Source organism: Aeromicrobium sp., from assembly GCF_023146395.1.
In the GTDB taxonomy this organism is placed as follows: Bacteria; Actinomycetota; Actinomycetes; order Propionibacteriales; family Nocardioidaceae; genus Aeromicrobium.
In genome coordinates this window covers 424,725-441,113 of sequence record NZ_JAGLCD010000004.1, presented here as the reverse complement: position 1 = coordinate 441,113, position 16,389 = coordinate 424,725, and the positions used below count along the sequence as shown (strand labels likewise).

Sequence of the window (16,389 nt, the reverse complement as noted above, 5' to 3'; positions counted from 1 at the left end):
TGGTGCTGCGTCGTCGACCGCGGGGTGCGGGCGACACGATGCTCAGAGGCCAGGTGGCACGGCGATGTTCCCGCGCTGTCCTACGCTGAGCCCGTGAACCTCGTGCGGAGACCCGGAGCGGCTCGGTGAGCGGCGGTCTCGTCGCGCTGCTGGACGACGTCGCGGCACTGGCTCGCCTCGCAGCGGCCTCGATCGACGACGTCGGCGCCGCGGCCGGCAGGGCGAGCGCCAAGGCTGCAGGCGTCGTGGTCGACGACGCGGCCGTCACCCCGCGCTACGTGCAGGGGCTCAAGCCCGAGCGAGAGCTGGCGATCATCGGCCGGATCGCCCGTGGCTCGATCATCAACAAGCTCGCGTTCATCCTGCCGGCGGCGTTGCTGCTGAGCCAGTTCGCGCCCTGGCTGCTCACCCCGATCCTGATGCTCGGCGGCACCTACCTCTGCTACGAGGGCGCCGAGAAGATCTGGGAGAAGCTCAGCGGGCACGGTCACGCGACCGCTGAGCCGGCCAGCGTGTCGGGGCCGGAGCAGGAGAAGTCCGTCGTCTCCGGCGCCGTGCGCACCGACTTCATCCTCTCGGCCGAGATCATGGTCATCTCGCTCAACGAGGTCACCGACGAGCCGTTGCTGAGCCGCGCCGTGATCCTCGTGGTCGTCGCGCTCGGGATCACGGCGCTCGTCTACGGAGTGGTCGGGCTCATCGTCAAGATGGACGACATCGGCCTGGCCCTGACGCAGCGCGCGGGAACGCTGGCCCAGTCGGTGGGCCGCGGGCTCGTGCGAGGCATGCCCGTCGTGCTCGCGACTCTCGCCACGGTCGGTGTCGCGGCGATGCTCTGGGTCGGCGGCCACATCCTCCTCGTGGGCGCCGAGGACCTCGGGTGGCACGGGCCCTACGACCTCGTGCACCATCTCGAGCACGCAGTGCACGACGCCACTGCCGGCGCCGGGGCGGTTCTGGGCTGGCTCACGAACACCGTGGCCTCGGCCGTCGTGGGCGTGGCAGTGGGCGCCGTGGCTGTCGCGGCGATGCACCTCGTCCCGCGCCGAGGCTCGGCCCACTGAACGTCTCCGGGCTCGCACGCAGGTGAAGTGCGTCACCTGGCGTCGACGTGACTTGGGAGTAGTCGCGGCGGGTTCCTAGGCTCGTCCAGTGACCGCAGTCCAGGTTGATCCTTCCCTCACCGTCCCCCTCCCGATGGCCCGATCGTGGCGCCTCATCTCGGCCGCCTCGATCGACGAAGCCGAACCCGGTGAGCTCGACGCGGCCGACGTGACCCTGCTGGACCTCGAGGCCGGCTGCCCCGACGAGCTCAAGTCGTCCGGGCGCGAGGCCGTCGCGCGCCACGCCGATGCGGGCCACACCGTCTGGATCCGGCTCAACGGCGCCACCACGAGCGAGTGGCACCACGACGTCGCGCTGGCCGCACGTCACCCCCAGATCGCGGGCGTCATGCTGGCGATGACCGAGTCCGGCGACGAGGTCCGCGCGACGCTCGAGGCGGTCGGCAAGCCGGTCGTCGCGATGGTCGAGACGGCGCGTGCGTTCGTGCGACTGGCCGACATCGCCACGTCCGGCGCGGCGCGCATCGCCTTCGGCACCGGTGACTTCCGTCGCGACCTGGGCATCGGCAACGACCCGACCGCCCTGCTGCACGCACGCTCGCAGCTCGTGCTCGTGAGCCGAGGACACGACCTGCCGCCCCCGATCGACGGGCCCACGGTCGCCGACGACGCCGAGGTGGCCCGGACCGACTCCGCGCGCGCACTCGCACTGGGGATGACCGGTCGCATCTGCCTGACCCACACGCACACCGTGGTGGTCAACGAGGTCTTCGCCCCGTCGTCCACCGACGTCCTCGCAGCACGCACGCTGCTCGAGGCACCCCCGCAGGGCTACGCCGGCGCACTGGCTCCGCGTCTGGCGCACGCCCGCCAGGTCATCCACCGCGCCGGAGTCTTCGGCATCGACTCCTGAGCGTTGCCCCTCGGCTGCTCCCGACCTACCGTCGGAGGCAGGTGATGACATGGAACGACCATCCGACGACCGGCCGGAGCCGGACCGGCAGCGCGACGACGAGCCGGGCCCCGAGCGGCGGCGACGACCCGAGGACACGGCGATCTGGGTCGACCTGCAGATCCGTGCGGCGATGGAGCGCGGCGAGTTCGACGACCTGCCCTACACCGGCAAGCCGCTCCCGGAGCACCTGACCTCGACCGACGATCCCGACTGGTGGCTCAAGGGCCTGATCGAGCGCGAGCAGATCACCGGGGTCCTGCCCGAGGCCCTTCAGCTCCGCAAGGACGACACCGAGCTGGAAGCGCGCCTGGACCGCATCGCCCGGCCGAACGACGTCCGCGAGGCGGTCGCCGAGTTCAACCGGCGCATCGTCGAGGCACGACGCCAGCTCAACGGCGGCCCGCCGGTGATCACTCCCCTGCGCGACGTCGAGGCCGAGGTCACCGCCTGGTTCGAGCGTCGTCGTCGACGCAGCGCAGCAGCGCCAGCCCCACCGCCCGAGCCAGGGCGTCGTCGGTGGTTCCGACGACGCTGACCGGCGCGACGCACGCTAGGCGAACGGGCTCGTGTCGCCGGCACCCTCGCGGACGATCTCGGCCACGCCGTCGAGGAAGTCGACCACCGTGGTCGGCGACGGCGAGACCTCACCGGAGTCGACGACCGCCTCGACGTCGTGGTCCAACGTCTCCTTGATCGTCCACGCGTCGACCATCGCCTCGTCCTGCCCCGGCAGGATCAACGTGCTCGTGAGGATCGGCTCGCCGAGGGCGGCCACGATCGCCTGGGTCACGGCGTGATCGGGGATCCGTGCCCCGACGGTCTTCTTCTTCGGGTGCAGCAGGCGCTTGGGGACCTCTCGCGTCGCCGGCAGGATGAAGGTGTACGGGCCGGGCGTCGCGGACTTGATCGCGCGGAAGACCGCATTGTCGACGTGCACGAACTGCCCCAGCTGCGAGAAGTCGTGGCAGATCAGGGTGAAGTGGTGCTTGTCGTCGAGCTGGCGGATCGCGCGGATCCGATCGAGGGCCCCGGCATTGCCGATCTGGGCGCCGAGGGCGTATCCCGAGTCGGTCGGGAACGCGAGCAGGCCGCCCTGGCGGATCAGGTCGACCGCCTGGTCGACGGCGCGCTGCTGCGGGTTGTCCGGATGGATGTCGATGAAGCGAGCCATCAGGCCAGTATGCCTGCGGCCCTCAGCGCGCGATGACCGAGAACACGTTGCCGGACGGATCGGTGAACCAGGCGATGTCCGGACCGTGGCCGCGCATCTCCCCGTGCTCGTCCTGCGGCGCGCCCTCGTAGTGGAGGAAGGCCACACCCCGCGCGGTGAGCTCCGCAACGGCCGCGCCGACGTCGTCGACCGGGAGGTTGAGCACGGTGAAGGATGCCGGCTCGTGCTCCTCCCCCTTCGGGTACGCGATCACGACGTGCTCGTCGCCCAGGTGGATCTCGCCGATGCCCATGTCGCCCTCACGGGCGTCCAGACCCAGCACGTCGCGATAGAACGCCAGCGCCTGCGGGACGTCGTCGACCGAGAAGCCGCTGAAGGGGCGGAAGAACCTGACCATGACCCCAGTGTGATGCACATCACCTGAATCTGTTTCGTGATGCGGACAGACCGGCGACGGGAGCGGTCCTCCCGAGGGGCCGACCTACGCTGGGGCTCCTGCCGATCGTGAAGGAGTGCCATGGCTGCCGTCAGCCTCACCCTTGCCGAACGCCGCGAGCGCCAGCAGCGCCACGACGCCGAGCGCGCCGAGCACCTGGCCGGGCGCGAGCACCTTCTCGCACCGCGGCAGAGCAACGCCGAGCTGGAGGAGATCGCTCGCGCTGCCGAGGCCCGCTTCGACCGCCCGGACACCACCTCGGCCGAGGTGCTCGCCTGGGTCGCCGACACGTTCGGCCTGCGCACCGCCGTGGCCTGCTCGATGGCCGATGCCGTGCTGCCCGCCGTGGTCGCCGAGCACATCGACTGGGTCGACACGCTGTTCCTCGACACCGGTTACCACTTCTCCGAGACCCTCGGCACCCGCGACGCCGTGGAGTCGTCGATGCGGCTCACGATCGTCGACGTCCTGCCGCAGCAGACCGTCGCCGAGCAGGACGCCGAGCACGGTGCCGAGCTGCACCGCCGCGACCCCGCGCTGTGCTGCCAGCTCCGCAAGGTCGAGCCCCTCGCCCGCACGCTCGCCGGCTACGAGGCCTGGATCACCGGCGTGCGCCGCGACGAGGGCCCGACCCGCGCCGACACGCCCTGGGTCACCTGGGACACCAAGAACGGTCTGGTCAAGATCAACCCGCTCGCGACCTGGACCTTCGACGACGTGCTCGACTACGCCCGCGACCACGACATCGTGGTCAACCCGCTCGTGAACGACGGGTACCCATCGATCGGATGCGCACCGTGCACGCGCCGCGTGGCCCCCGGCGAGGATCCCCGGGCCGGACGCTGGGCGGGGTTCGACAAGACCGAGTGCGGTCTGCACACCTGACCCGCCCTGCCCGCCATCAGCCCCGAGAACACCCGCCCCGAGAACCCAAGGAATCATGACGACCGTCGATACCCGACGACTCACCCACCTCGAGTGGCTGGAGTCCGAGTCGATCCACATCATCCGTGAGGTCGTCGCCGAGTTCGAGCGCCCGGTGCTGCTGTTCTCCGGCGGCAAGGACTCGGTCGTGATGCTGCACCTCGCAGCCAAGGCCTTCTGGCCCACGCCCGTGCCGTTCCCGGTGCTGCACGTCGACACCGGCCACAACTTCCCCGAGGTGATCGCCTACCGCGATGCCACGGTCGAGCGACTCGGGCTGCGGCTCGAGGTCGCTCGCGTGCAGGACTACCTGGACGACGGGCGTCTGCGGGAGCGCGCCGACGGCACCCGCAACCCGCTGCAGACCCAGCCTCTGCTCGACGCGATCGAGGGCCACCGCTTCGACGCCGTCTTCGGTGGCGGTCGTCGCGACGAGGAGAAGGCCCGGGCGAAGGAGCGCATCTTCAGCCTGCGTGACGAGTTCGGTCAGTGGGACCCGCGCAACCAGCGCCCCGAGCTCTGGAACCTCTACAACGGCCGACACACCCCGGGCCAGCACGTGCGGGTCTTCCCGCTCAGCAACTGGACCGAGCTCGACGTCTGGCAGTACATCGGGCAGGAGAAGATCGAGCTCCCGCCGCTGTACTACGCGCACGACCGCGAGGTCTTCGAGCGTGACGGCATGCTGCTGTCGGTCGGTGAGTTCGCCCAGCCGAAGGACGGCGAGACCGTCGAGACGCGCACCGTGCGCTATCGCACCGTTGGCGACATGTCGTGCACCGGCGCCGTGGAGAGCCCGGCCAGGACCGTGGAGGACGTCATCGCCGAGGTCGCGGCCACGCGCGTGACCGAGCGGGGCGCCACGCGAGCCGACGACCGCATGTCGGAAGCGGCCATGGAAGACCGCAAGAAGGAAGGGTATTTCTGATGGGGACTCTTCTTCGACTGGCCACGGCCGGATCGGTCGACGACGGCAAGTCCACCCTCGTGGGCCGGCTCCTGTACGACTCCAAGTCGGTGCTCGCCGACCAGTTCGACGCCGTCGAGCGGGTCAGTCGCGACCGTGGCCTGGCCCAGGCCGACCTCGCCCTGCTGACCGACGGGCTGCGCTCCGAGCGCGAGCAGGGCATCACGATCGACGTCGCGTACCGCTACTTCGCGACCGCTGAGCGGTCGTTCATCCTCGCCGACTGCCCCGGCCACGTGCAGTACACCCGCAACACCGTCACGGGCGCCAGCACGGCTGACGTCGTCGTGCTGCTCGTCGACGCGCGCAAGGGCGTGCAGGAGCAGACGCGCCGCCATCTCGCGGTCTCGTCGCTGCTGCGGGTCCCGCACGTCATCGTGGTCGTGAACAAGATCGACCTGGTCGACTACGACCAGGCGCGCTACGACACGGTCTCCGCAGAAGTCAACGCCACGGCGACGGCGCTGGGGCTCAGCGACGTCGTCACCGTCCCGGTCTCGGCCCTGGCGGGCGACAACGTCGTCACCCGGTCGGGACGCACCCCGTGGTACGACGGCCCCAGTCTCCTGGAGCTGCTCGAACAGCTCTCGCCGGCGGGCGAGCCGCAGTCGGAGCCCCTGCGCTTCCCCGTGCAGCTGGTCATCCGGCCCCAGCAGGCCGCCGGCGAGCGCTTCCGCGACTACCGCGGGTATGCCGGACAGATCGCCTCGGGGCTGGTGCGGGTCGGTGACCCGGTCACGGTGCTGCCGAGCGGGCGCACCAGCACCGTCGCCGGCATCGACACCGCCGACGGCGAGCTCTCGGAGGCCTACGCGCCGCAATCGGTCACGCTCCGTCTGGACGACGACGTCGACATCGCCCGTGGCGACCTCATCGTGACATCCCGCAGCGTGCCGGCGCCCACCCAGGACGTCGACGGAACCGTGGCCTGGCTGTCCGACCGTGAGCTTCGGGCCGGCACCAAGGTGCTGCTGAAGCACGGCACGCGCACGGTGCAGGCGATCGTCAAGCAGGTCGGTGGGCGCCTAGACCTCGACGCCGCACAGCTGCGCCAGGCCGACACGCTCGGGCTCAACGACATCGGACACGTCACGCTCCGTCTCGCCGCCCCCATCGCCGCCGAGGAGTACCTGCACTCGCGCGCGGCGGGAGCGTTCCTGCTGATCGACGCGCACGACGGCACGACGTTGGCCGCCGGCATGGTCGGCGACGCGTTGCTCGCCACGGCCGCGGTCTGACGCGGGTGTCCGGACCGACTGGCAACCTTCCCCTCACGCTGCGCGTGGCGGGACGCCGGGTGCTGGTGGTCGGCGGCGGGCACGTCGCGACCCGTCGGACCCAGGCCCTGGTCGACGCCGGCGCCGAGGTGGTCGTGGTCTCCCCCGAGGCCAGCGCCAGCCTCGGCGAGCTCGCCGAGCTGGGCGCCGTGACGTGGTACCGGCGCGGCTACGGGTCCGGCGACCTCGACGGGGTCTGGCTCGTGCAGACCGCCACGGACTCCCCCGTCGACGACCTCGTCGCCGCGGACGCCGAGGAGCGCCGGATCTGGTGCCTCAAGGGCGGTGACCCGGACGCCGCCACGGCCTGGGTGCCGGCCGTGGCCCAGGTCGACGACGTCACGATCGCCGTCAGCGGCGGTGGCGATGCCCGCCGTGCGTCGCGACTGAGGGACGCCGTCGCCGCCGCGCTCCAGGGCGGCGACCTGCCGCTGCGTCACCGCACGCACCACCCGGGCGGCTCGGTCGCGCTCGTGGGCGGTGGACCGGGCGACCCGGGGCTCCTGACCTCGCGCGGACGACGGCTGCTGGCCGAGGCCGACGTGGTCGTGGTCGATCGGCTGGGCCCGGTCGAGCTGCTCGACGAGCTGTCTCCGGACGTCGAGGTCATCGACGTGGGCAAACGTCCCGACCACCATCCGGTGCCGCAGCACGAGATCAACCAGATCCTGGTCGACGAGGCCCTCGCCGGCCGGGTCGTGGTCCGCCTCAAGGGTGGCGACCCCTACGTCCTGGGTCGCGGCGGCGAGGAACGCCTCGCCTGCGAGGCCGCGGGCGTCCCGGTCGAGGTCGTGCCGGGCGTCACGAGCGCCATCTCAGTTCCGGCCGCTGCCGGCATCCCGGTGACGCATCGCGGCGTCGCCACCGGATTCACGGTCCTGACCGGGCACGAGGAGCTGGGGCACCTGCCGCTCGGCGGCCACCACACGATCGTGATGCTGATGGGGGTGCGCCGGCTTGCCACGACGGCCGAGGAGCTCATCGCCGCCGGCCACGACCCCCAGACGCCGGCCGCAGTAGTCGAGCGCGGCTCGCTCCCGGACCAGCGGGTCACGGTCGGCACGCTCGCCACGATCGCGGAGCGGGCCGCAGCAGCCGGAGCACGAGCCCCCGCGGTCACCGTGATCGGCGACGTCGTACGCCTCTCCCCCAGCTGGACCGACTGACCCGAGGGGGCCCGCAAGATGTGGACACTTCCGCACGTTCTGAGGGTGGATTCGCGTGCGCTTCTGTCCACATCTTGCGGGTACGCGTCAGTCACGCTTGCTGTCACGCCACCCAGGCGCGGAGGGCTCGTTCGCCTCGGCGCATCACGTACCGGTGTGACGCCACGAAGACGGGGCGCAGGACCGGCCGCGTCCACCGCATCCAGGGCCGGTTCACGGTCACGGTCCAGTCGATGTGCACCCTCGTCCCGCCCCCCGGATCGCTCGTGAGCACGATGCGGCCTGCCCCGTTCAGGTCGCCCGTCGACTCGACCGTGATGGTGTGCGGCGGCTCGGTCCGCAGCGCGTGGAGGCGAAACCTCAGCCGGTACCCGAGCCGGCTACGCGTCACGACATGAAGCGCGTCCTCACTGCGGCTCCGTACCTCGAGGTCGGGCCACCAGGCGAACGGATCCGGCGCGTCCACCAGCTGCTCGAAGACCGACCAGACGTCGGCCAGAGGCGCGCCGACGCGCCAGACCGAGACCAGGACGTACCGGTCGCGAGCAGCCACAGGTCCGGTCAGGACCTGACTCGGCGGACCCACCACAGGCCGACGAACGGCAGCACGAGCGGGATGAACCCGTACCCGGCGCCGAAGTCGCTCCAGACCGTGGCGTCCGGGAACAGCTCGGCGTCCACGAGCGTCAGGACGCCGACCCCGAGCACCCCCGCGAGCTCGAAACCGATCGTCGCGACGGCGAGCGAGCGACGGTCGGTCGCGAGGGCGTAGGTCGCGACGACGTAGACGAGGCCGGCGACGGCCGACAGCGCGTACGCCACCGGCGCCTCGGAGGCCTTCGCCGAGAGCTGGTAGAGCGAGCGTGCGGTCGCCGCGAGCGCGAAGACCGCGTACACCGCGACGAGCGCCCGCCCGAACCCGGTGGACGTCGTCGCGGAGGAGGCCGGGTCAGACATACGCGCCCTGCCAGATGCCCAGCACCCGGACCACCAGCACCGCGATCGTGAGCATCGCGACCAGCACGACGCCGGTCCCCCACCGGGACTTCTCGGCCACGCCCCAGATCACGGCGGCCGGCGGAATCACGACCACCGTGACGAGGTACGAGATGAACAGGACGCCGTCGACGTCGCGCTCGGTCCTCGCCAGAGCGATCGAGCCGCCGACCAAGAGGGCCAGGAGCACCAGCTCCAGGACGATCACGACGTAGAACAGGCCGTTGGTGAACGCCTCGTCGCGCCACATGAGCCACCCGGCATATACCGCCGCGACCACCGCGAGGCCGGCCACCGCGTAGGCGACGGGATCGTTCACATGGTTCCTCTCAGGCGGATCTCCGCCACGGAGTCTGTCACAAACCGATTCCACGTCGACACGCGGCGGAACATGAAGTGACCCACCCCCGGCAACGGGGTCCACTCGACGCTCGTCGCGACCGATCGCGCCCGCTCGGCCCAGGCCTTGCTCAGCGGCGCCGAGGTCCACCGGTCGCGCGTCCCGTGGAGGATGCGGACGTCCCGATCCACCACCCCGGCGACAGGTTCGCCCTCCGGGAGCCACGGCGCCAGGCCCACGACGCCGATGACGCCCTTCTCGTCGGCGACCCGGCACGCCGTGCGCCCGCCCATCGAGTGCCCCACCAGCACGATCGGGAGGCCCGGGTGCGCCTCGCGCAGCTCGGCCAGCGCCGCGCGTGCGTCACCCACCGGTGACGGGTCGGCCGGGTCGTTCCACCCACGCGCCCCGAAGCGGATGACGTACGTGACGGCGGTGCCGTCGAACGCGCCGACGCGCTTCGCCATGGCATTGACCCGCCACCAGCTGGCGTGCTTCTTCTCGACCGGTTCGAGGTTGTGCTCCTGGCCACCGTGCAAAAACAAAACGATGCACCGGGCATCGGACGTATCGTGGACTCGAGCAAGATCATGGCTCACGCCGGACATCGTCACACGCGCCAGCGAGCTACGCAGACCGTGCACGACGTGATCGAGGACACCGAGAATTCGCACCCATCCGAGGGTTGAGCAGCGGCGAATATCTCATGAACCCCCCAGAGAGGCATCCCATGGCCACATCACCAGCGTCGCGACCGGGCGACAGCCGCCCGCTCAGCGCGGTCGGCTCCGACCCCGCGCCGAACCTCGACGACCTGTTGGTGCGCACGGCCCGTGGTGACGATCGTGCCTTCGCGGCGCTGTACGACGAGCTCGGCGCCTCGGTGCTCGGGCTGGCTCGCCGCCTGATCCGCAACCCGGCGCGCGCCGAAGAGGTCACCCAGGAGGTGTTCCTGCAGGTGTGGCGCACCGCCGCCCGGTTCGATCCGGACCGCGGTCGGGCCAAGACGTGGGTGCTGGTCCTGGCCCACCGCCGCGCCGTCGACGCCATCCGTCACGACCAGGCCGCCTCCGACCGCGAGGACGCCTACGAGTGGGTCGGTCAGGATCACGACGTGGTCTCCGAGGAGGTCATCGTCAACCTGGAGCACCAGCAGGTCCGCCGCTGCATGGACGGCCTGACCGAGCTCCAGCGCGAGGCCGTGAACCTCGCCTACTACGGGGGCTACACCTATCCGGAGGTCGCCGAGCTGCTCGACGCGAACCTCGCCACCGTCAAGACCCGCATGCGCGATGGACTCATCCGCCTGCGCGACTGCATGGGAGTCGCCGCATGAGCATCGACCTTCACTCCCTGATCGGGCCGTACGCGCTCGGAGCCCTCGACACCGACGAGCGCGAGGACTTCGAGTCCCACCTCGACTCTTGCGCGACGTGCGCCGAGGAGCTCGACGGCTTCATCGCCACGACCGTCCGCCTGGGTGAGGCCGTGGCCGAGGAGCCCCCGGCTGCCCTGCGCGCCTCGATCCTCGCCGCTGCCGCCCAGACCTCGCAGGAGCGACCCACGGTCGTGGCGCTGCGTCCTCGCGCCCTGCGCCGGCGTCTGCCGGCCCTCATCGCCGCGGCGGCCGTCGTCGTGGCCGCCGCCGGTGTCGCGGGCTACGTCGCCGAGCACCAGCAGGTGCAGGACGTCCGCGCCGAGCAGTCCAACGTCGAGCGCGTCATGACTGCGGCCGACGCCGTCACGAGCGAGAGCCAGCTGGGCTCGGCCTCGATGTCGCTCACGCACTCGCGCTCCGAGGACGCGATCGTCCTCGCGGTCAAGAAGCTCCCGGCCGTCGACGACAAGACGTACCAGCTCTGGACGGTCCGCGACGGCGTCACGACCTCCGCGGGCCTGGTCGACACCAGCGACCTGGTCTACGTGGGCGGGGTCGACGGGGTCCAGCAGATCGCCCTGACGGTCGAGCCCGCCGGTGGCTCGGAGCGGCCGACATCGCTGCCCGTGGCCACCATGGCGCTCTGACCCGTCCCCGACGCGCCAGGATGGTCCGGTGTCTCCTCCGATTGTCCTGATCAACCCGGCGATGGCCGTCGGCTCGCGCTACTACGAGCCGCTGGTCGCGTCGTTCGAACGTCGCGGCTGGGCGGCGCGGGCGCTGGCCCGTCGTGGCTTCGAGGACGATCTTCCCACCGCCTCCCGGCACGACGACTGGTCCTACGCCGACGAGATCGATGACCTCGCGCGTGCGATCACCACGGCGCGCGCCGAGGCGCCGAGACGCCCGGTCGTCGTGCTGGGTCACAGCCTCGGCGGGCAGATCACCGCCGGTCTGAGCACCGGCGTGGACGCCGCCGAGCGCGGCCCCGACGCCGTGATCGGCATCGGCGCCTCCACCCCGTGGTTCCGCCGGTATCCCCGCGGTGGCCTGCCCGTGCTCGCCGCCGGGGCCATGGCCTGGCCGCTCACGTTCGCGTTCGGCTACCTCCCCCGCCCGGCGTTCGGCGCACCGGGGGCACGCACGCTGATGCGCGAGTGGGGCGCGTGGGCCGTCACGGGCCGGCCGCCGTTCCCGGTCGCGCAGCGGATCGCGGTTCCCACGCTCGTGATCAAGCTGCAGGCCGATCCCTATGCGGTGTCAGCGGCCACGGACGACTGGGTCGAGCGGTTCTGCGACCCGGCCCGCACGACCCGTTGGACGCTCACGCGCGAGGCGGCCGGCCCGGACGGCACGACCGATCACGTGCGCTGGGTGCGCAGCCCCGAGGCCGTCGTCGACCGCATCGTCGACTTCTGGACGGCTCAGGCCTCGGCGAAGGCCTCCAACGGGGGGCACGTGCAGGCCAGGTTGCGGTCGCCGTAGGCCTGGTCGATCCGCGCGACCGGCGGCCAGTACTTGTCGTCGGTGGAGCCTGAGGGGAAGACCCCCGACGCGACCGGGTAGCCGTGCGACCACTCCAGCAGCTCGCGCGCGGTGTGCGGGGCGTTGACCAGCGGGTTGTCGTCGGCCGGCAGCTCGCCTCGGGCGACCTGGTCGATCTCGGCCCGGATCGCGAGCATCGCGTCGCAGAAGCGGTCCAGCTCGGCCAGGTCCTCGGACTCGGTCGGCTCGATCATGAGCGTGCCCGCGACCGGGAAGCTCATCGTCGGCGCGTGGAAGCCATAGTCGATGAGCCGCTTGGCGACGTCGTCGATCGTGAGCCCGGCCTGCTTCGTGATGGGACGCAGGTCGAGGATGCACTCGTGCGCCACGAGCTCCTGGTCGCCGGAGTACAGCACGGGATACGCATCGCCCAGGCGCTTCGCGACGTAGTTGGCCGCCAGGACCGCGACCGAGGTCGCCTGCGTGAGCCCGTCGGCCCCCATCAGGGCGATGTACGCGAACGGAATCGGCAGGATGCCGGCCGAGCCGTACGGTGCGGCGCTGATGGGGCCGAGCCCCTCGCGCCGCGACACGTCCGGATGCAGCGGGTGGGTGGGCAGGAACGGGGCGAGGTGCTCCCCCACGGCCACCGGGCCGACGCCGGGACCGCCGCCGCCGTGCGGGATGCAGAACGTCTTGTGCAGGTTGAGGTGCGAGACGTCGCCGCCGAACTCGCCCGGACGGGCATGCCCGACGAGCGCGTTCAGGTTGGCGCCGTCGACGTACACCTGACCGCCGTGCTCGTGCACGATCTCGCACAGCTCGGTGATGCCGTGCTCGTAGACCCCGTGGGTCGACGGATAAGTGACCATGATCGCCGCGAGCTCGGCGGCATGCGTCGCGCACTTGGCACGGAGGTCCTGCAGGTCGACCTCTCCCTCGTCGGTCGAGGCCACCACGACCACCTTCATCCCGGCCATGACGGCCGACGCGGCGTTGGTGCCGTGGGCCGAGCTGGGGATCAGGCAGACCGTTCGGGCCTCGTCGCCGCGGCTGCGGTGGTACGCCCGGATCGCCAGCAGGCCCGCGAGCTCGCCCTGGGATCCCGCGTTCGGCTGGATCGAGACGCGGGCGTACCCCGTCAGGTCGGCCAGCCACCCCTCGAGCAGGTCGATCAGCTCGATGAAGCCCGTGGCGTCCTCCGCCGGCACGAACGGGTGCAGCTCGGCGAAGCCCGGATAGCTGATCGGCTCCATCTCGGCCGTCGCGTTGAGCTTCATGGTGCAGGACCCGAGCGGGATCATGCCGCGGTCGAGCGCGTAGTCGCGGCCGCTGAGCCGGGTCACGTAGCGCAGCATCTGCGTCTCGCTGCGGTGCTCGGAGAAGACCGGGTGGGTCAGGATCGCGTCGGTGCGCAGCAGGCCGGTGGGCAGGGCGGAGCCCGGGGTGCCGGCCTGCGGATCGACCCCGAACGCCTCCAGGACGGCGATGACGTGCTCCGGCGTCGTGGCCTCGGAGGTGCTGACCCCGACATGGTCGGCGTCGAGCTGCCGCAGGTGCACACCGGCGGCCCGGGCCGCAGCCACGATCTCGGCAGCACGCTCCGGGGTCTGGACCGTCAGGGTGTCGAAGAACGCCTCCGACCGCAGGCGCAGCCCGCCGGCGCGCAGGGCGCTCGCGATGGTCGCGGCGTGCGCGTGGGTCCGCGCCGCGATCTCCCGCAGGCCCTCGGCGCCGTGGTACACGGCGTACATCGACGCCGTGACCGCGAGCAGGACCTGCGCCGTGCAGATGTTGGACGTGGCCTTTTCCCGGCGGATGTGCTGCTCGCGGGTCTGGAGGGCGAGCCGGTAGGCCGGTCGCCCGGCGGCGTCGACCGAGACCCCGACGAGCCGGCCCGGCAGGTGTCGCTCGAGTCCAGCGCGGACGGCCATGAAGCCGGCGTGCGGACCGCCGTAGAACATCGGGACGCCGAAGCGCTGGGCCGAACCGACGGCGACGTCGGCACCCATCGAGCCGGGCGAGGCGAGGAGCACGAGCGCCAGCGGGTCGGTCACGACGACGGCGAGCCCGTTGGCGGCGTGGGTCGCCTCGATCACGGCACGGGGGTCGACGATCGCACCGTCGCTGCGCGGGTAGGCGATGATCGTGCCGGCACAGTCCTCGACCGGCAGACCCTCGGACAGGTCGGCGTGGACGAGCTCGATGCCCATCGCCTCCGCCCGGGTCGCCACGACGGCGATCGTCTGCGGGTGCAGACCCGTGTCGACCACGACCGGAGCCTGGTCGCGCCCACGCACGGCCCGGCGCACGAGCGTCATCGCCTCCGCCGCGGCCGTGCCCTCGTCGAGCAGCGAGGAGTTGGCCGTGGGAAGACCGGTCAGGTCCCCGACCAGGGTCTGGTAGTTCAGCAGGGCCTCGAGCCGGCCCTGCGAGATCTCCGGCTGGTACGGCGTGTAGGCCGTGTACCAGGACGGGTTCTCGAGCACGTTCCGGCGGATCACCGGCGGCGTCAGGGTCGGGTGGTACCCCAGACCGATCATCGCGACACCCGGGGTGGTGCGCTCCGAGAGCGCCCGCAGGCGGGCAAGCACCTCGTGCTCGCTCTGGCCGACTGCCGAGACCTCGGTGGCGTGCTGCGTGCGGATGCCCGCCGGGACGGCGGCCGTCATCAACGCCTCGAGCGAGTCGAAGCCGACTCGCTCGACCATGGCGGCGATGTCGGAGGGGCGGGGGCCGATGTGGCGATCCACGAACGAGGTCACGAGACGCTCCAGAGGGGTCGAGGGGCTGAGCTCCCCTCCCCTTCTGTCGGCAGACCTCCAGAATTGCTTCGTCCGCGTGGTCCGGGATGCCTGAGAGGTTCCGGGGAGGAATTGCCCCTTCGGCGCTGCCCTGGGTGGGTCAGTCTCTCCCACACGGCGTCTACAGCCCGGTCAGCCTAGCAAGGCGCCACGGCGCCCACGTCACGAACGCGCGCGGTGTGCGTCACGCGCGGACCGCGGCGCGAAGGACCAGGCTCAGCTGGCGCCGCGCGCGCGGCGACGAGCGGAGAGCTCGTCGGTCAGGAACGTCTCGTCGACGGTCTGCTCGCTGGGCAGCTCGTGGAGCGAGCCCTCGATCTCCTTCCACACACCACCGATGGCGATGCCGAACACACCTTGCCCGCCGCGCAGCAGGTCGATGACCTCATCGGCGGAGCGGCACTCGTAGACGCTGGCGCCGTCGCTCATCAGGGTGACCTGGGTGAGGTCGTCGGTGCCACGCTGGCGCAGGTGGTCGATCGCGGTGCGGATCTGCTGGAGCGAGACGCCCGCGTCGAGCAGACGCTTGATGATCTTGAGCAGCAGGATGTCGCGGAACGAGTAGAGGCGCTGGGTGCCCGACCCCGTGGCGGACCGCACCGAGGGCTCCACGAGCTTGGTGCGGGCCCAGTAGTCGAGCTGACGGTAGGTGATGCCGGCGGCCGAGCAGGCGGTGGGACCGCGGTACCCGGTGCCCCCGGGGACGGGTGCCAGGTCGTCGTCGAAGAGCAGACCCTGGTCGCCGGCTGCGGCAGCAGCGTCGTCGCGCCCCGAGGTGTCAGGTGCAGCGTCGCGGGGTTCGATCATGGCACGGCCCTTCGATGGCGTCGGTACGGGGAAGAGTACCCCGAACGAATTGCACCGGGGTCATTTCGACAGCACCCTCAAGTTAAAGGTGAGGGTTAGGGTGGTCAAGCACCACGGCGGCGTGTCGGCGACTCATCTGGAGCCTGGCGCGTGCGCTAGGCGAAGTCCTCGGGGTCGACGTCGTCGAGGAACTCGCGGAACCGCTCGACCTCAGCCTCCTCGTCGGACTCGGGCAGGAGACCGGCGGCGTCGAGCACGTCCTCGGCGACGAGCACCGTGGCCCCCGTGCGCAGGGCGAGCGCGATGCCGTCCGACGGCCGGGCCTCGACGACCGCACCGGACTCGAAGTGCAGCTCGGCGTAGAAGATCCCGTCGCGCACGTCGACGATCTCGACCCGCTGCAGCTCGTCGCCCAACGCCTCCACCAAGGTCCCCATGAGCTCGTGCGTGAGCGGACGCGCGGTGGGGGTGCCCTGCAGCGCGAAGGCGATGGCCGAGGCCTCGACCGCACCGATCCAGATCGGCACGACCCGAGCCCCGCCGACTTCGCGCAGCAGCACGAGCGGCTGGTTCGCAGGCATGTCGACCCGGACGCCGACGATCTCGACCTCCCGCACCG

The 16,389-nt window shown here is 71.4% G+C and carries 20 protein-coding genes and 1 riboswitch; of the genes, 11 read left to right on the top strand and 9 right to left on the bottom strand.

Annotated elements, in window-relative coordinates; all coding sequences use genetic code 11:
• Positions 1-125 precede the first annotated feature (125 nt).
• From KAG51_RS04175 to KAG51_RS04165, 3 genes are all read left to right on the top strand, one after another.
• The gene (locus KAG51_RS04175) at positions 126-1,064 is read left to right on the top strand and encodes a DUF808 domain-containing protein (RefSeq protein WP_290580921.1); all 939 of its coding nucleotides are present in this window, start codon (positions 126-128) and stop codon (positions 1,062-1,064) included.
• A 133-nt stretch (positions 1,065-1,197) separates the two neighbouring features.
• Positions 1,198-1,977, top strand: coding sequence for an aldolase/citrate lyase family protein (locus tag KAG51_RS04170; protein WP_290580919.1), 780 nt, complete (start codon positions 1,198-1,200; stop codon positions 1,975-1,977).
• 49 nt (positions 1,978-2,026) lie between these two features.
• Complete coding sequence (locus tag KAG51_RS04165; RefSeq protein ID WP_290580917.1) at positions 2,027-2,554, top strand: DUF1992 domain-containing protein; 528 nt, start codon at positions 2,027-2,029, stop codon at positions 2,552-2,554.
• Between the two features lie 15 nt (positions 2,555-2,569).
• On the opposite strand, the gene KAG51_RS04160 is transcribed toward KAG51_RS04165, so the two are convergent.
• Positions 2,570-3,190: an L-threonylcarbamoyladenylate synthase gene (locus tag KAG51_RS04160; protein ID WP_290580915.1), complete on the bottom strand. Its 621-nt coding sequence runs from the start codon at positions 3,188-3,190 to the stop codon at positions 2,570-2,572.
• A 22-nt stretch (positions 3,191-3,212) separates the two neighbouring features.
• Positions 3,213-3,587, bottom strand: a complete 375-nt coding sequence (locus KAG51_RS04155) for a VOC family protein (RefSeq protein WP_290580913.1) — start codon at positions 3,585-3,587, stop codon at positions 3,213-3,215.
• Between the two features lie 120 nt (positions 3,588-3,707).
• Between KAG51_RS04155 and KAG51_RS04150 the strand changes: the two genes are divergently transcribed.
• From KAG51_RS04150 to cobA, 4 genes are read left to right on the top strand one after another with little or no spacing between them, the layout of a single operon-like run.
• The gene (locus KAG51_RS04150) at positions 3,708-4,511 is read left to right on the top strand and encodes a phosphoadenylyl-sulfate reductase (RefSeq protein ID WP_290580911.1); all 804 of its coding nucleotides are present in this window, start codon (positions 3,708-3,710) and stop codon (positions 4,509-4,511) included.
• A gap of 55 nt (positions 4,512-4,566) precedes the next feature.
• On the top strand, positions 4,567-5,478 hold the full coding sequence (gene cysD, locus KAG51_RS04145) for a sulfate adenylyltransferase subunit CysD (RefSeq protein WP_290580909.1): 912 nt from the start codon (positions 4,567-4,569) through the stop codon (positions 5,476-5,478).
• Positions 5,478-6,755 (top strand): GTP-binding protein, encoded by a 1,278-nt coding sequence (locus KAG51_RS04140; protein ID WP_290580907.1) that lies wholly within the window; start codon positions 5,478-5,480, stop codon positions 6,753-6,755. Before cysD ends, KAG51_RS04140 begins: the two co-directional genes overlap by 1 nt.
• Before the next feature lie 5 nt (positions 6,756-6,760).
• The gene (gene cobA, locus KAG51_RS04135; RefSeq protein WP_290580905.1) at positions 6,761-7,960 is read left to right on the top strand and encodes a uroporphyrinogen-III C-methyltransferase; all 1,200 of its coding nucleotides are present in this window, start codon (positions 6,761-6,763) and stop codon (positions 7,958-7,960) included.
• Between the two features lie 103 nt (positions 7,961-8,063).
• On the opposite strand, the gene KAG51_RS04130 is transcribed toward cobA, so the two are convergent.
• Genes KAG51_RS04130 through KAG51_RS04115 form a run of 4 tightly spaced genes read right to left on the bottom strand, consistent with a single transcriptional unit; the run spans position 8,064 to position 9,835 of the window.
• Positions 8,064-8,513: an SRPBCC family protein gene (locus tag KAG51_RS04130; RefSeq protein ID WP_290580903.1), complete on the bottom strand. Its 450-nt coding sequence runs from the start codon at positions 8,511-8,513 to the stop codon at positions 8,064-8,066.
• A gap of 8 nt (positions 8,514-8,521) precedes the next feature.
• Positions 8,522-8,917 carry a hypothetical protein gene (locus tag KAG51_RS04125; protein WP_290580901.1) on the bottom strand — a complete coding sequence of 132 codons (396 nt, stop codon included), beginning with the start codon at positions 8,915-8,917 and terminating at the stop codon, positions 8,522-8,524.
• Positions 8,910-9,275, bottom strand: coding sequence for a hypothetical protein (locus KAG51_RS04120; RefSeq protein WP_290580899.1), 366 nt, complete (start codon positions 9,273-9,275; stop codon positions 8,910-8,912). Before KAG51_RS04120 ends, KAG51_RS04125 begins: the two co-directional genes overlap by 8 nt.
• Complete coding sequence (locus KAG51_RS04115; protein WP_290580897.1) at positions 9,272-9,835, bottom strand: alpha/beta fold hydrolase; 564 nt, start codon at positions 9,833-9,835, stop codon at positions 9,272-9,274. Before KAG51_RS04115 ends, KAG51_RS04120 begins: the two co-directional genes overlap by 4 nt.
• Here KAG51_RS04115 and KAG51_RS04110 point away from each other — a divergent pair.
• The 4 genes from KAG51_RS04110 to KAG51_RS04095 are packed head-to-tail and all read left to right on the top strand — an operon-like array spanning position 9,788 to position 12,159.
• On the top strand, positions 9,788-9,985 hold the full coding sequence (locus tag KAG51_RS04110; protein ID WP_290581269.1) for a hypothetical protein: 198 nt from the start codon (positions 9,788-9,790) through the stop codon (positions 9,983-9,985). The genes KAG51_RS04115 and KAG51_RS04110 overlap by 48 nt on opposite strands.
• 41 nt (positions 9,986-10,026) lie before the next feature.
• Positions 10,027-10,632: an ECF RNA polymerase sigma factor SigK gene (sigK, locus tag KAG51_RS04105; RefSeq protein WP_290580895.1), complete on the top strand. Its 606-nt coding sequence runs from the start codon at positions 10,027-10,029 to the stop codon at positions 10,630-10,632.
• The gene (locus tag KAG51_RS04100) at positions 10,629-11,321 is read left to right on the top strand and encodes an anti-sigma factor (protein WP_290580893.1); all 693 of its coding nucleotides are present in this window, start codon (positions 10,629-10,631) and stop codon (positions 11,319-11,321) included. The genes sigK and KAG51_RS04100 overlap by 4 nt, the downstream gene beginning before the upstream one ends.
• Positions 11,322-11,349: 28 nt before the next feature.
• Entirely contained in the window at positions 11,350-12,159 is an 810-nt protein-coding gene (locus KAG51_RS04095) for an alpha/beta fold hydrolase (protein ID WP_290580891.1), read from the top strand.
• On the opposite strand, the gene gcvP is transcribed toward KAG51_RS04095, so the two are convergent.
• The 3 genes from gcvP to KAG51_RS04080 all read right to left on the bottom strand — a co-directional run bounded on the left by gcvP (position 12,099) and on the right by KAG51_RS04080 (position 16,387).
• Entirely contained in the window at positions 12,099-14,924 is a 2,826-nt protein-coding gene (gene gcvP / locus KAG51_RS04090; protein WP_290580890.1) for an aminomethyl-transferring glycine dehydrogenase, read from the bottom strand. The genes KAG51_RS04095 and gcvP overlap by 61 nt on opposite strands.
• 67 nt (positions 14,925-14,991) lie before the next feature.
• Positions 14,992-15,086, bottom strand: a riboswitch (glycine riboswitch).
• Between the two features lie 93 nt (positions 15,087-15,179).
• Positions 15,180-15,770, bottom strand: coding sequence for a MerR family transcriptional regulator (locus KAG51_RS04085; protein ID WP_290580888.1), 591 nt, complete (start codon positions 15,768-15,770; stop codon positions 15,180-15,182).
• 155 nt (positions 15,771-15,925) lie between these two features.
• A complete protein-coding gene (locus tag KAG51_RS04080) occupies positions 15,926-16,387 on the bottom strand; it encodes a bifunctional nuclease family protein (RefSeq protein ID WP_290581257.1) in 462 nt (153 codons plus the stop codon).
• Between the last annotated feature and the right edge of the window lie 2 nt (positions 16,388-16,389).